Origin of the sequence: Microbacterium sp. AZCO (assembly GCF_039614715.1) — a bacterium.
Classification (GTDB): Bacteria; Actinomycetota; Actinomycetes; order Actinomycetales; family Microbacteriaceae; genus Microbacterium.
Map to the genome: position 1 here is coordinate 760,961 of NZ_CP154857.1, position 14,086 is coordinate 775,046.

Here is a 14,086-nt window from a genome sequence, read left to right on the forward strand (position 1 = left end):
GGTCACTGTTGTGGCTTCTGTGCGCCCCAGCTCGCGATTGGTCCGCCGTTCGGGCCGTGATTGCGCAGGAACTCGGCGTGCAGCCGCTCACACGCGAGGCGGAGGGTTGTTGACCAACCGATGACCTCGCCCCGAAAGCAGACGCGGTAGCGGAGGTCGGTGGCGCTCACGCGACGCAGCTCGATGGTGCCGTAGGTGCGGTCGAACGCGTCGACCAAGCTCCATGTGCCCGTCGGACCTTCCTCCGCTGCGAGAAGCGGGTGCCATCGGCTCCGTTCGACCATCGGCGTCCTCCCTCCGGCCGAACACGACTGAGCGTAGATCGGCCTGCCGACACCGCACGCACACGCTGCTGGGCGCACGGCGCGCACCTTCCTGGCATGAGCGATCGTGAGCGCGCTGACGCCGTCCTGGGGCACGTGGCTGTGCTCGCATTCCTCTACTACCCCGGCATCGAGGTGGACGATCCGAGTTACAGCTTCGCCGCGGACATCGACTGGTGCGTCGCGAGGCTCGGCGATGTGTCCGACGCCGAACGGGCCCGGATGCGCGCGCTCTTCGCACGAGCGATCACCGACCCCACCGCGACCCGCGAAGAGCTGTTCACCGCACTCACGGAGCTCGATGGTGAACTCCTCCCGGTTCACCATGAGTGACGCGCAGCCGAGCGACGACGATCGCGCGGCGAGACTGGCCGCGCAGCGGAAGGCATGGAACGACGCGCACCCGACGTACTACGCCGACTACCGTGACCGGAACCGCGACGAGATCCGCCGCAAGAACCGCGAATACATGCGAGAGCAGGCTCAGCGAGAGCGCGAGGAGAAGGAGAGGCGCCAGAAGGGGATTGATCGCGCCAAAGCGTGGGCGAAGGAGCACCCCGAGGAGCGCCAGCAAGCACGCGAGCGCTACAAGCAGAAGCACCCGGAGGCGTACAAGCAAGCTCAGCGTGACTACTACTACAGGAACCGTGAGGCGATCGCCGAGCGCCGCCGCGCTCGGGAGGCTGCCGACCCGGACAAGGCGAACGAGGCTCGTCACCGCGCGGTCGACCGTGCACGGGAGGCCGGCCGCGATTCGACCTGGTCGCCCACACCTGATCAGCGGGCGACCTACCGTGAGCGCGAGAACGAAGCGAGGCGCATGGCGCGTCGTCGCGCCCATGCCGGGCTGCCTGAGAGTCAGCTGCACCGGGTCCACGCGGCGGAACGACGCCACAACGATGCCGCGGCAGAGGCGTTCTTCGCGCAGAAGCGCACCGGTGAGGACATCGCCCGGATCAGAGATCAGGACGAGCCGACACCTCCAGAGCTGGTCCACGCTCTCCAGGAGCGGTCGGAGAACCGTCGAGTCGTCCGCGAGATCCTCGCGGTGGCGGAGGAGTACTTCGCGGACCACGAGGTCGAGTTGCGGGCGCGGGTAGCCGAGGTATCGCGCGCGCGGTTTCGGGGCGGGATGCTTCCCCTCGACGTGTACACGGAGCCTCGCCGCCACGCGCTGGAGTTCGCGAGCCGCGGCTACCTCCGTGCAAGCGTCGCGTCCCCGACGTCGTCGTTGACCGTCTTTCGCTGGCTCACGACCGAACGGGCCCAGCGGGGACCTGATATCTCACTCTGATCGATCCGCGTTCCGGCACCGCTCGGGAGAAGCCAGCCTAGCTAGATGGCAATCCCAGCCTGTCGAAGAACGCCCGGTTGCGCTCTGTCGCCGCATTGACGAGGCCGTCGAAGCTGATGACTTCGACGTAGGCCTTGTACGGCTCGACGTAGCCGAAGTACCCGAGCCCGTCATGGGTCTTGGTCAGGTTCGACAACTTGCACTGGCGTTCCATCGTCGGTGTCAAATCGGCGATGACGTAGCAGAAAGCCGGCGGCTCTTGCGCGCTCGACGGGATCGGCCGCCCCGTGGCAGTTGTGATTCGCCCCTCCCTGACGCGCGCGACGTAGTCTAGGCATTGCGCGATGGGGTTCTTGTCGTCCGTAGTCGAGTCGTTCCGCATGGGGCGTTTGAGTTCGACGACGACGATCGACTTCAACGGAAGCTTCTGCCCTGGAGCGGCGAGCACGGGCGAATCTGCCTCACGTATGCGCGTCGCCAGAATGTCCGGTCGATTCGTCGAACCGTCGTCGGTGATGGGCATGCTCTTCAGGGTCTTGTCGGACGCGAGATAGTCATGGAATACCAGCCGCTCGTCGAGTATCCAAAGGTTCGACGCGTCGACCCCGACCTCGTTGGAGTCCCTGCGCATGGGGAACAGCAACTCGTGGATGCGCTCCTCACGAGCGTACTTTCCGTCGCCATTCGACTCGATGAGTCTCGCGAGGATATCCAGTGTCGTCCGTCGCCTTGCGACGTAGTTCGCCAGATCCGACTGGTTGAGCTCCTTTACGGTCTCGAGATACTCGGCGAGCCGCTCGTCATAGTCTTCGGGTTTGGTGCCGGTCGATGCCGCGAAGACGGCTTGGCCCTCGGCGAGCACCGCAGTCTCGATCCTCTGGGCGTGCTTGTGAAGCTCCAGTTCAAGGTCCGAGTCCTTCATCGATGGGTCAACGACGATCCCCGCTGACTCGATGCGATTCATGAGCGGACGGAACTTCGGTCCCTTTGTACTCACGTACTCGTTGATCCGCTCCTTGCTCGCGATCTGCGCTGACGCGAGTGGCTTGGCCAACGCCTTCGACACCTCCTCCAGAACGCCGGTGCGAATGTCGTCTAGCGTCGGTTCGTCGAGTAGAGCGTCGCCCGGCAAACGCTCCGGGAGGTCGAAGTCCGTGCGGTCAGCCCTGACGTGTGCGTCGAGAAAGGTCGAGGACAAGTAGCAGACGTAGGTGAATTCGGCCAACGTGTCATCCTTCATGCGGGCGTACAACCCAGGGAGCCTTCCGGCGATGCTTTCGTCCTTGACCACGCGATTCGCGGCGCACCAGTGCAGTCGTGGTGTCGCGTTCCGAGCCGAGGTCTTCAACCGAAGGTTGAGCATCTCAAACCTGTGGCCGCTGATCTCGAACGACGCAACGGTCTCGGTGTGCCCGAGTTCGTCGACGAAGTCTTTTAGCGAGAACGTCTCGTCGTCGTCGGACACGATCACGTCTGGTGCTCCACCTTCACGGAGGAAGTACCAGATGCAGTGCTCGAAGATCTCGCGTGCGATTGACTCGGCAGTCTTTGCCGCGCTCTGCTGGTACGCCTTCTTAAACCCGTCGAGGCGCACGGTCGTGCCAGCGTCGAGCAGTCCGTCGGGCGAGGCGCCGGGTACGACGTCCTGGCTGACCGAGAACGTGAATTCGCGCGCGAAGAGTGTCTCGTCGTCGTAGTAAGCGCTGCGCACCTCGACGCGGTCGAATGCGACCAGCCAAAGCAGGCGGCCCACTCCGCGGCAGCCAATCCCTGCCTTGAAGTCGCTATCGAGTGTCTCAAAGGACGTCATGTTCTCCGCGGTGAACCCGATGCCGTTGTCCTCGACGCTGAAGCCGGTGATGATCTTCAGGGGTGCGCGCCCGGGGGCGCTGGTGCCGAGATCGAGCGACGCGTGGGCCTCCCGATGGATGCGTACGCTGAGACGTCCACGACCCGCCACATCGTTGGGGAAACGGGTATCGATTGCCTGAATGCCGTTGACGACCGCCTCATGGAGCGGGAGGAGCGCATGGGTCTTCGGCAACGTTGTGTTCCGCACCCGACCTGCCAGCGAAGTCGTCAGCGCCATGGTTCCCCACTTCGTGCTCGTTGTCATGGAACCTAGACCCGGCTACTGACATGGACCATCGTGCCTGACCTCTCATGGGAGTGATGACCGGAACACACCGCTTCCTGCATGCTGGAATCGCCAGCAGCCGCTGGATTTCGCGGCGAACTCATCGCGGATGGCGGAGGCAGAAGGGTCTCCTTGAACCCCTCTGAGCGCATGGACGTTCGAGGTGACAATGAGTCCCACGGAGATCTACCCAGGTCGCTTCGGCGGTGCCTGCGCGGCGATGTACGCGTCCTCGACGGCCCTGCGGCGGGCGACGTCCTCGACGACGAAGGTGCGGAAGTCAGCGGCGCGATCACGGATCGGAGCTTCGGCGATCGCGGGTGCAGGGTCTTCCCCCGGCCACGAGGTCTGTCGGGTTGCGCGGTCGCGGTCGAGACGGGCGCCGCAGGCGGCGACCCAGTCGTGCAGGCGCTCGCGGGCCTCGGCGAAGTCTTGGTGCCATCCGAGTGGGGCGGAGCCGTTCTGCTGCTCGTCGTAGGCGCAGAGCCAGTGGAGGTGCAGGGCGGAGAGTTCCCAGACGAGCTCGGGGTGGCGATGCCATAGTGGGGGGACGATCGACGGACCGAGTCCGTAGCTGCGGCGCAGCCAATTAACCCATCGGTCGAGTTCGACCCACTCGAACGCGGCTTGGTCCGCGGTGAGGATGTTCCAGTTCACTGGGCGTGGGACCGAGGGGAGGCCTTCCGGCTCGGTCTCCGGCGCGTCGGCAGGCGGCGGGTCGAACTGGTAGCCGCGGATGTGGAGGGGCTCGTCGGCAGGCATCGGACGGACCTCAGAGGGAGACGGGTCGGACGGCGGGCTTCGGGTTCGACGGTGTCGCCGGCGCCAGCGGTGGCACGGTGCGGCGGCGTTGCAGAGTGTAGTTCGTCCGAGCGGAATCGTGACCGAGACGCTTCGCGACGAACTCTTCAACCTCGACCGTCTCGCCATCGCGCTGTCGTGGCGATGTGTGGGTGTAGCCCTCGGCGATGAAGGCGTCGCCCTTGTTGAACATCGCGTAGGCGCGTTCGGCGTTGCGGCGGAACATCACGAGGTCGTGGTAGGTCGTCTCCATCTGAGTGAAGGTGCCGTCATCGTTGCGTTCGAAGTGCTCCTGCCCGATGCGCACCCAGAATCGGGCCTCGCCCTTCGCATTGAAGGCGAGTTGGGGCTCCGATGCAAGGAAGCCGGAGAGAGATTGCTGGGTCTGGATCGTCATCGGATACTCCTACCGAGGTGGCCGCGGGTCGGCCATCACCAAGTAGGTGCGTTCGCTATCCCCGCCGCAGCTGCTCCTCTACCCGCGCACGGTCCTCGCGCAACCTGGCGGCATCGGGGCGCGCGGTCCACTCACGCAGCTGCGTGACGATCGGAGGAGCAGCCCTCAGCATGAGGAGGGCAGTGCCGTACGGGAGTGTGCGGATCACGTCGGGCGGCATGATCGGGACGCGTCGTGTCGAGCGCTGGTTGGAGCGCAGGCCGCGCTCACCGACGGTGATCGAGTCGGTGATCTCGTCGCGATCGCCGATCAATGTGGAGATGTCTTGAAGGTCCCTAGACCCGGAAGCGCCGCCGAGCACGATCTTCGCGATGCTCGCGTCCCAGATCGCTGTGGCGGCGTTGTCGCCCCATCGTTGCCGGGCCTGCGCGAGTGACTGGAGCACCGGCATTGTGGTGATTCCGGTTCCGCCGCCTTCCGCCATCAGGACGGGTAGCGACGGCAGGGGCGCGAGGTTGCCGATCTCATCGAGCGCGAGGAGGAGGGGTGGGTCGAGTCGTGCGCCGGGGGCGCGTGCGGCGACGCGTCGGGCTGTTTCGACGAGGTCTTCGACGAGCGCAGCGACGAGCGACGATGAGGCGCCAGCGCCCGCGCCGGTGGCCAGGAGGTAGAGAGTGCCGTGGCGGCGGAGAAAGGCCTCTGGGTCGAAGTGTTCGTCTTCGTCGGGGCTGACGGCTTCGAGGACTCGTGGATCGGCGAGAGCCGAGAGTGCGAGCGATACGCCTTGCCAGATCGAGTCGCGCGTTCGAGGGTCCGCGTCGATCATCGCCTCGAGTGACTCGGCCCAGCCGGTCGCGGCGCCGGGCGTCGTGGTGAGGATCGCCACCGCATCTTGTGCCGCGGCCGGGTCGAGGGTCCATCGGTAGAGCTCGGCCGGCGAACGGCCGTCAAGCGCTGCCGCGTGTAGGAGCGCCTGGAGCGCGGTTCGGGTCTTCCCTTCCCAGAAGCCGCCGTTCTCGACTCCGACGCTTGACAGGCCGGTGCCGGCCGCGAGTCCCGCGGCTCGGATCATCGCGGTGAGGGGGATCTCGCACCCCCGAACCGGTGACCACCGCAGGCCGGCCGGGACGCCGGGGGCGAGTTGCTGTGGGTCGAACACCGCGACCGGGCCGCGTCGCATCCGCGCGCGAATGGTGGCGGTGAGGTTGTCTGGCCGGGTCGAGGTGGTCACTACCGCGCCGGGTGCATCGAGGATCGAGTTGATGACAATGTGTGCGCCCTTGCCCGACCGAGGCGGCCCGATCACGAGGATGGAGTCCTCCACCGAGGTCCACACCTTTGTACCGCGTGCCGCCCCGACGAGGTACCCCACGTCGATGGGCTGGGGCTTGGTGACGGATGACCGAAGGTGCTTCGCCCTCGACAGCAGTGCGCGGTCAGATGCTGCGCGGCGGACGTCGGCCGATGTCGCGATCCCGGCGATGCGGTTGGGGTCGGAGCCAGTGTGGTGCTTGAGGTTGCGGATCACTCGCCAGACCCACCATGCGGCCGTCGCGATCAGAGCGACGAGCACGGTGACCGCTGCCCAGTAGACGACGGGGTTGAGGCCCACGGAGCCCAGCGCAGCCCCGGGATCGCCCGGAGAGCCGAAGACCCCGATTCCTGCGGCGAGACCACCGGTCGGCTGTTCTGCTCCCGTCGCGAACGCGGCAACGTTGCCGGCCACACGAAGGACGCCGGCGATCGCGACAATCCCGCCCAGGGCGAGCAAGGCGAGGTTGGTCAGTGCGTCGTGCCCGGAGACATCGAGGCCGTTGTTCGCGGTCATGTCAGTCCCGCGACCACGCATGTGCCGGAGATTCGCCCGACGAGGACGACCTCGCCGTCAGCGCTGACTCGGCAGATTCCTGGTTCTAGTAGCGCGCGCGCGGAGCCGTCCGTGGATGCCTTGGTGTGTCGCACGATGATCGCGACGGCGACCTCTTCGCCGGGGATGAAGCCGTCCTCGCCGAGCACAACCCGCGGCGGCGCAATGAGGGGTGTTGCATCGATGAGACCATCGGCGATCGGCGTCCCGACTACATCGTCCCGACGCGGTGGCTCCACGGACGGGTCAAGCACCCTTTGCAGCGGAGTGGTGACGAGATCTGTGAAGACGGTGCCGTCCGCTTCGTAGACGAGGACCCGCACCGGCGACCCACGCTCCTTCAGGACCGAATCGATGACCGTGGCGAACGATGACCGCACCCACGGCGGGCCGAATCGTTGTGGCTCGAGCGGTGTGCCGTCGACCGTGACAGTCATCGTGCCGTTCGCAGCGATCTTCATCGCGATCACGGGGAGGACCGGCGGTACGGTAATCGCCTTCGCGGACGGTTGTGCTGCATAGGTCCTGCTCATTTCACGCCCTCCGTCATCCGGGTGGTGGTGTCGAAGGCCGCGAGCTCTGCCGGGTGCAACTGGTGCTGGACTACGAAGCTGCGGTCCTTGATCCTCCAGAGACCCTGCCCCGTCCCGAGACCGGGCAACAGACTCTGCTCAGTCCCCGTGAGGCCGAGCGCGCTCGCGGTCGCTCCGAGTTGGTCCGCTTCCTGTCGGTAGATGATGCGTGTCTCTGCGTTCGCGAGCAGCGATGACGCGATCGCGCGCATCGCGGAGCCCTGATCGCCGACGTTGTCGAGGTCGGAGAGCTTGTGGAACACCAGCAGGTTGGCGATCCCGTAGTGGCGAGCGAGGCGCCATTGGGCATCCATCCGTCGCAAGAGCGCCGGATGGGACATGAGGCGCCAGGCTTCGTCGTAGATGACCCATCGTTGCCCGCCGTGTGGATCGAGGAGCGCCGACTCCATCCATGCAGACGAGCACGTCATGAGGACGGAGACGAGCGTCGCGTTCTCTGCGACTCTCGAGAGGTCGAGTGAGATCATCGGGAGGCTCGGATCGAACGTGACCGTGCTCGGCCCGTCGAAAAGGCCCGCGAGGTCGCCGGCGACGAGTCGGCGGAGTGCGTGACCAACGACCCGGCCGTCTTCGACGAGGCGATGGTCAGTGTGGTGGGACTCGTCGGGCGAGAGGATTCGGTCGACGACCATCGGGAGGATCGGCGTCTCGCACGAGCGGACCGCGTCGGCGAGCGCCAGGTCGATCGCGGTGTGCTCCAGTGGGCTCAGCGGTCGCTCGAGCACGGTTTCGGTGAGTGCTCCGATGAGGTCGCGGCGCCGAGCGGCGACTTGGCCGGCCCAGCTCTCGTCGGTAAGGCCGGATGGCCGGTGCCCTTCGTCGAGAGGGTTGAGTCGATTCGCCATTCCGTGTCCGAGCACGATCGCCTGCCCCCCGACGGCTTCGGCGACGGCGGTGTGCTCGCCCTTCGGGTCGCCGGGCACGTAGACGCGCCGGCCGAAGGGGATCGATCTCGTGTAGAGACTCTTGACGAGGGAAGACTTGCCAGATCCGACGATCCCCGCGAGCACGATATTCGGTGCAGTGATCATCCCGCGGGAGTACAGCACCCAGGGGTCGTAGACGAACGACGCCCCCGAGTACAGGTCCTGCCCGACGAATACTCCTTGGGAGCCGAGCCCGCCCTTGGCGAGGAACGGGTAAGCACCCGCCAGCGTCGCGCTGGTGTCCTGATGGCGGGGGAGGCGCAGACGCCCCGGGGTGCGCAGCGCCGCGGCCCTCGATTCGCCCGATGCGGGCAGATATCTGGTTGCTCGCTGGGTGGCGCGCAGCGCCTCGAACTCGGCGCGCTGAGCTGCGGTCGCGGCCGCTCGGGCGTCAGCAGTGAGCTTCTGGGATGCCGTCCGCCTGGCGCGACGATCCTTTCGCCGCTCGCCTGCGGGGTCTACGAGGACGGTGGTGTGAACTCGCTGGTCTCCGCGCCCGATCACAGTGACATCCCGCTACGTCGGCGACCCGTTGATCGCGAGCCCGGGGAGGAGAAGGGGGAGGCGCGGAGGAAGGAGTCGTCTGCATTGATGCGCGGTGCGATCGCCTCCGTGAGGGGGAGCAGCGCGCTTGGTGTCGCGGGGCCCCAGACGATCCGGCTGGAGTGCTGCGACGCCAGATCCACGGCCAGCTCCGCCCGGGCGACAAGCGCAGACGCTCGGCGCAGCGCGCTCGCGGCCGCGTACGCCTCCTCAATACCCGCCCCGTGACCGCCGTCCTCGGCGTGGGGGAGTGCGCTCTCGCTCGTGTGGGCGGAGGCGAGCTGATCAAGCACCTGCCCCAGCGATCTGAGGCCTCCCAACACGTCTCTGACCACGATGTAGGTCTCGGCCGGCTGCTCGAACGATCGGGTTGCATGCGCGAGTGCGCGGAGCGCCTGGCACGCTTCCTCGCCATCCACGACGGGATCTTGGAACGTAGGCATTTCGCTTCCCTTGCAACGGAGTCTCTGAGCAGGTACGCGTGGGGTCCCCCGGGTGGACGGCGCCAGCGGTCTTCGATTTGGGTCAGATCGTTCGGCAGAGAGGCAGCGCGGCGGATGCGAACGACTGTGCCTGCTGTCCGACGAGTCGGCGTGTCTCGCAGGCGGCCTGTACGGCGGCTTGCTCGATCGCGGATACTGCAGCATCGAGTTCGTCGACCGACGGGGCGGATACCGCGACAAGACCGGTGTAGCGCAGTACGCCGTGCCCCGCGGTCAGGTCCGATTCCTGTTGGATGACGTCGTGGTATTCGGCTGTCCGCGCGGCATCCTCGATCTGACCGATCTTCGCCCTCTGCGCGGCATCCGAGAGCAGTCCCACTTTCTTCCTGCGGATGTCTCGCGCGGCGACGTCGGCGCGGACCGGGGTGCAGATGAGTGTGAAGGTGCGCTGGATGCCGGAGGTCAGCAACAGGGGAGAGAGAAAGCCTGGGAAGACCTGGGATCGGGGCCACTCCGAAATCCACAGGACGGCATGATGCGCGGAGTCGGTGCGAAGCCGATCCCAGGACTCGGTGACGGCGACTGGCCCGGCTGTCGCAAGCGACCTGCCGATGTCGCCGTGGCGCTCCAGAGCGGGAGCGGCCGCGGGGTCGTACGCGGAGCGGAGTGCTACGGCGACGTCGCCGGGCGTGAGCCATTCGGTGGGTGTCAGGTCCGCGGCGCGCAGCGCCGTCGCGAAGGTGGTCATCTCTTGCCGGAGGACGCTTGCAGCTCCCTTCATTCCGCCGCCGGCGGCCCGGATCTGGCGGGCGGCAGCGCGCAGGTCCAGAGCGAGGGCGATCGTGGTCGCGTGGCGTTCACCGGCCGGGCCGGCTCGTTCGATGAGCTCCTTGTAGGTCACCGCCGGCCAGGTGTCGTCGTCTACGCCATGCCGCGCCCACCACTCAGCGAGCCCGCTGCCTGAACTCGGGACGGTGCGCTCGGAAACTTGTACGCGGGCAATGCGGCCGGAGCGGCACACGGTTGCGAGCACTCGACCCCAGCCCGCCACTCGCCGTTCCTGCTCTCCGCTGTCGAGCAGGACGAATGCGGGATGGGTGATGCCGACGACGGCGGTCAACGTCTGGGCGTGTGGATCCTGGATCATTGCGGCGCCCGTTTCCGGATCCACCCATTCGCGTAGCGCGGCGGCATCTCCGGGGAGGGCGAGCGTCCCGGCAGGGCGTGGCCGAACGACGTCGGCTCGGAACCGGAGTTGACCTCCAATATTTCGCCACACCCAGTGGAGTGTGATCGGTGCCCATTCGATGATCTTGCGTCCGCCGACGGGGACGAACGAGAGCACCAGGCTGGTCGCCCAGATCGGTGAGGTGAGTCCGAATAGGATGCCGCCACCCATGTACACCGCCGTCGTGAACGCGATGAGTCCAACGGTGAGTGTCACGAGCTGAGCCAGCGACAGCCCGAGCAGCACGCCGCGCTTGGGCAGCCGTGAGAACTGAACCGGGCGGAGCTGATTCGCGCGATGAGTGTTCGTGGTGGTCATGCGGGGGTCCTTTCGCGCGGAGTGGGGAGCGGACGCGGCGGAGCGGCTGCCGGCTTCGGCTGCGGGGCGGCCGGAGATGCACCAGCCGGAGCGCCCGTCGGTGTCGGCATCTCAGTCGGGACGGCGCCCTCCGCATGCCCAGATGCGGCGTGTCCGGCGGCAGCGCCGAGCTTCGGGCCGGCGGTCGCAGCCTTGCTGATCACCTGACCGCCGATGACAACGGCTGCGGCGGGGCCGGCCGCCGCGGCGGCACCCGCGCCGCCGGCGCCTGTGGCTCCGACCCCGGAAGCTCCCGCACCGGCGGCGCCCGATGTGCTCGCGCTGGCCGCCGCACCGCCGGCGGCAGGTGCGGCGGCCGTGGCGCTCGCTCCCGAACTCTTCGAGGCGCCCGCCCCGTCCAGGATCGACTTCGCCGCCCTCCCGGTCGCCGGTGTCACCGGCACAGGAACCGGACGGTTCATCGCGCCCTTCGCCTCCTGTTCCGTGGACATCGCGTGGTACATGTCGACGCCTACGAACGAGATGAACTTGTAGGTCATGTACGGGGCGAAGGCCGCCACAAGCATGAGGACGACTCCGGCGATCGGGTCGCTGATTGAGGCGAGGTCGAGATCGATCGGCGCGGCCGTCTGATTGACGGCGACGAGGAACAGGACGACGAGAACGAGCTTCGAGAACACGAGTGCGACGACGAACGCCACCCACTTGCCGAACCAGCCCCGTGCGGCATCCCACGAGAATCCCGCCAACGCGATCGGGGCGAACACGATCGCGACGAGAAGCAGCGCCTTCCGGATGAGGAGTGAGAACCAGACGGTGGCAGCTGCCGCGATCGCGAGTCCGGCGAGGAAGATCGTCATGATCGCGCCCACGCCGGGGCTGGTGATGTTGATCGCCACGAGGCCCGTCGCCATCTGGGCGATCCTGTCGCCCATCCCTTCCATCGTGTTCCCGGTCGCCTGAACGATGCCGATAGCCAGCCGATCGGTGATCTCCAGGAGCGTCGCCGTCAGCGTGATCGCGACGAACGACCCTAGGACGGACTTTCCCAGACCGATTGCGGCGCGTGAGAGAGCGGTCGGATCGCGGTGCGCCAGCCCCGTGATCAGTTGGAGGCAGAAGAACACGAGCATGACGAAGAGGGCGACGCCGAAGAGGAGGTTGTACACCTGGACGTACTGGCCACCGGTCACGTCGACAAGGGTCGTCGTGTCGAAGACCGACCAGACCGCTTGGAAGAACCATGCGGCGGCTGCGCCCAGTGTGTGGGCGAGCCAGTCGAAGGGCGCAGCGACGAGCGACACGACGCCCGAGCCGACGGTCTGGCAGACGTCGGCGATGGCCGGGATGTCACATACGCCGCCCACGCGCGCGCCCCTCGATGCACCGGCCAGCTCACACGGACTGGCCGACGCCCCAGAAGAAGTTCACGAGCGTGACAGAGGCGCCGCAGATGACGGCCGCACCGCATGCGACGAGCACGCCGAGCTTGCCGCGTGACGCGAGATGGGGATTCGACGAGTTGGCGCCGTACCCCCATGCGACGGCGGCGATGATGAGGGCGAGTACGGCGAGGATGAGTCCGACGGTCATCACGGCGCCGACGATGACGCGGAGCTGTTCGATGCCGGGAAGTCCCGACCCGTTGGGTGCGATGTCAATCACGGTCGTGCTCCTTGTCTGGGCAGAAACGAACCTGCGTACAAGGTGCGTGTGGCATCCCCGCGAAGCGGCGGCGCGAACGCGGCTGCACGCGAAGGCGTGGCTACAGCTGCTGACCGACCCCGATGAGGAAGTTCATCCACGCCACGCCTGCGCCGGCGAGGATCGCGGCTCCGACAGCGACGAACAGGCCGGCGCGCGACCGGATCGCCGACTGGTAGTTGCCGCTCGAGGACGAGATCGCCCACGTGACCGCGCAGATCAGGATTGCGAGCACCGCGAAGATCAGCACGTACGTGAGCAGCGCGCCGACGATCGCACGAAGGTCGTCCGCGCCTCCGACGGCACCGAAGTCCGGGAAGATGTCCATCCGGTCACCCCGCCGCGCTGAGGCAGGCGGACTTGCCAGCGGTCGCAGCATCCAATCCCGCGGCGCCATGCTCGGCGAGCCACGCCTCGGCGTCCACTGGTGGCTCGAACGACCCACCCGGTCGGATCTCGAAGTGCAGATGAGCGCCCTGCGACTTCCCCGAAGCGCCGACATCGCCGATGTGCTGGCCCGCGGTTACACGCTCGCCGACGGACACGTGGATGCCGGACTCCCACATATGCGCGTAGGCAGATGCCACGCGCCCGCCGCTGACCGTGTGCTCGATGACGATCAGCTGCCCGTACAGCCCGTAGGGTCCTGCCCACGCCACCACACCGTCCGCGACCGCGAGGATCGGCGTCCCATCGGCAGCGGCGAAGTCAGTGCCCGCGTGGAATGCCCGAAGTCCGGTCATGGTGTCGTCGCGCCACCCGAAGCCACTGGTTCGGACCCAGGTTCCGGTCGGCAGAGGGAGAACCACGCTCGTCGTCTCGGGGACGTTGTCGAGCGGCGCAGCAATGTGGTTTGCGGGCAGCGCAGGCTTGGTCAGCGCCGCGATGATGGCTTCTGCGACAGGTTGATAGTTCTGATAACGGTCGGGGAAGGCCGAGCGTTCGACGGCCTGTGCAGCGGATCCGGGGTCTGCTGTCTGCCACCCCGCGATGTCGAGGAGTCCCGCCGGCGACGGGTAGTTGGGTCCCTTGGGGCCACCGAAGAACGCGCGTACTTGGTACGTCGGGTCCATGAGCTCCGCTACGGTGCCCCACCCTGAGGTGGGCCGCATCTGGAAGAGGCCGAGGGAGTCGTGGTCGCTCCCGATGCCGTCGTTGGGCATGTCGAGGGATGCGGGATGCACGGCGTTTGCCAGCATTCTCAGGGTCGACTCCGTCAGTGCCGCCATCAATCCGATGAGCACGCCCTGCCGCCCAACGCCCTCGATTCCGCTGCCGACGGTGATGATCGTCGCTGCGTGGGTGAGCTGTGCGCGGTGAAGGGTCACGGACGCGCCGTCGCTCATGACTGCCGTTACCTTCTCGGGTACCTCGGACACGACCAGCTGGCCGGATGTCTGGCACGCGGCAAGGGCGGGGGAGAGGAAGACTGGGACCGCAAGGATCCCCGCGAAGGGGAGCACGAGCAGCGCCAGCGCCAGGAAGATGATGAGCTTCTTCATGTTCGGCGCC

Annotated in this window: 14 protein-coding genes; 2 read left to right on the plus strand and 12 right to left on the minus strand. The window is 67.0% G+C overall.

Features of this window, described 5'->3' with window-relative positions; genetic code table 11:
- Positions 1 to 2: 2 nt before the first annotated feature.
- Positions 3 to 218 carry a hypothetical protein gene (locus tag AAIB33_RS03515; RefSeq protein WP_345802178.1) on the minus strand — a complete coding sequence of 72 codons (216 nt, stop codon included), beginning with the start codon at positions 216 to 218 and terminating at the stop codon, positions 3 to 5.
- 162 nt (positions 219 to 380) lie between these two features.
- On the opposite strand from AAIB33_RS03515, the gene AAIB33_RS03520 reads away from it, so the two are divergent.
- On the plus strand, positions 381 to 656 hold the full coding sequence (locus tag AAIB33_RS03520) for a hypothetical protein (protein WP_345802179.1): 276 nt from the start codon (positions 381 to 383) through the stop codon (positions 654 to 656).
- Positions 649 to 1,617, plus strand: a complete 969-nt coding sequence (locus AAIB33_RS03525; protein ID WP_345802180.1) for a hypothetical protein — start codon at positions 649 to 651, stop codon at positions 1,615 to 1,617. The genes AAIB33_RS03520 and AAIB33_RS03525 overlap by 8 nt, the downstream gene beginning before the upstream one ends.
- A 37-nt stretch (positions 1,618 to 1,654) precedes the next feature.
- On the opposite strand, the gene AAIB33_RS03530 is transcribed toward AAIB33_RS03525, so the two are convergent.
- The 11 genes from AAIB33_RS03530 to AAIB33_RS03580 all read right to left on the minus strand — a co-directional run bounded on the left by AAIB33_RS03530 (position 1,655) and on the right by AAIB33_RS03580 (position 14,076).
- A complete protein-coding gene (locus AAIB33_RS03530; protein ID WP_345802181.1) occupies positions 1,655 to 3,706 on the minus strand; it encodes an ATP-binding protein in 2,052 nt (683 codons plus the stop codon).
- Positions 3,707 to 3,940: 234 nt separating this feature from the next.
- Positions 3,941 to 4,516: a hypothetical protein gene (locus AAIB33_RS03535; RefSeq protein WP_345802182.1), complete on the minus strand. Its 576-nt coding sequence runs from the start codon at positions 4,514 to 4,516 to the stop codon at positions 3,941 to 3,943.
- A gap of 10 nt (positions 4,517 to 4,526) precedes the next feature.
- Positions 4,527 to 4,952 carry a single-stranded DNA-binding protein gene (locus AAIB33_RS03540; protein ID WP_345802183.1) on the minus strand — a complete coding sequence of 142 codons (426 nt, stop codon included), beginning with the start codon at positions 4,950 to 4,952 and terminating at the stop codon, positions 4,527 to 4,529.
- A gap of 55 nt (positions 4,953 to 5,007) precedes the next feature.
- Positions 5,008 to 6,780: a TraM recognition domain-containing protein gene (locus tag AAIB33_RS03545; RefSeq protein WP_345802184.1), complete on the minus strand. Its 1,773-nt coding sequence runs from the start codon at positions 6,778 to 6,780 to the stop codon at positions 5,008 to 5,010.
- Positions 6,777 to 7,352, minus strand: a complete 576-nt coding sequence (locus AAIB33_RS03550; RefSeq protein ID WP_345802185.1) for a hypothetical protein — start codon at positions 7,350 to 7,352, stop codon at positions 6,777 to 6,779. Before AAIB33_RS03550 ends, AAIB33_RS03545 begins: the two co-directional genes overlap by 4 nt.
- Positions 7,349 to 8,842: an ATP-binding protein gene (locus tag AAIB33_RS03555; protein ID WP_345802186.1), complete on the minus strand. Its 1,494-nt coding sequence runs from the start codon at positions 8,840 to 8,842 to the stop codon at positions 7,349 to 7,351. Before AAIB33_RS03555 ends, AAIB33_RS03550 begins: the two co-directional genes overlap by 4 nt.
- A gap of 564 nt (positions 8,843 to 9,406) precedes the next feature.
- Complete coding sequence (locus AAIB33_RS03560; protein WP_345802187.1) at positions 9,407 to 10,870, minus strand: SCO6880 family protein; 1,464 nt, start codon at positions 10,868 to 10,870, stop codon at positions 9,407 to 9,409.
- A complete protein-coding gene (locus tag AAIB33_RS03565; protein WP_345802188.1) occupies positions 10,867 to 12,237 on the minus strand; it encodes a conjugal transfer protein TrbL in 1,371 nt (456 codons plus the stop codon). Before AAIB33_RS03565 ends, AAIB33_RS03560 begins: the two co-directional genes overlap by 4 nt.
- A 28-nt stretch (positions 12,238 to 12,265) precedes the next feature.
- Positions 12,266 to 12,535 (minus strand): DUF6112 family protein, encoded by a 270-nt coding sequence (locus AAIB33_RS03570; protein ID WP_116193375.1) that lies wholly within the window; start codon positions 12,533 to 12,535, stop codon positions 12,266 to 12,268.
- A 100-nt stretch (positions 12,536 to 12,635) separates the two neighbouring features.
- Positions 12,636 to 12,902 carry a DUF6112 family protein gene (locus AAIB33_RS03575; protein ID WP_345802189.1) on the minus strand — a complete coding sequence of 89 codons (267 nt, stop codon included), beginning with the start codon at positions 12,900 to 12,902 and terminating at the stop codon, positions 12,636 to 12,638.
- Between the two features lie 4 nt (positions 12,903 to 12,906).
- Complete coding sequence (locus AAIB33_RS03580) at positions 12,907 to 14,076, minus strand: M23 family metallopeptidase (RefSeq protein ID WP_345802190.1); 1,170 nt, start codon at positions 14,074 to 14,076, stop codon at positions 12,907 to 12,909.
- Positions 14,077 to 14,086 lie beyond the last annotated feature (10 nt).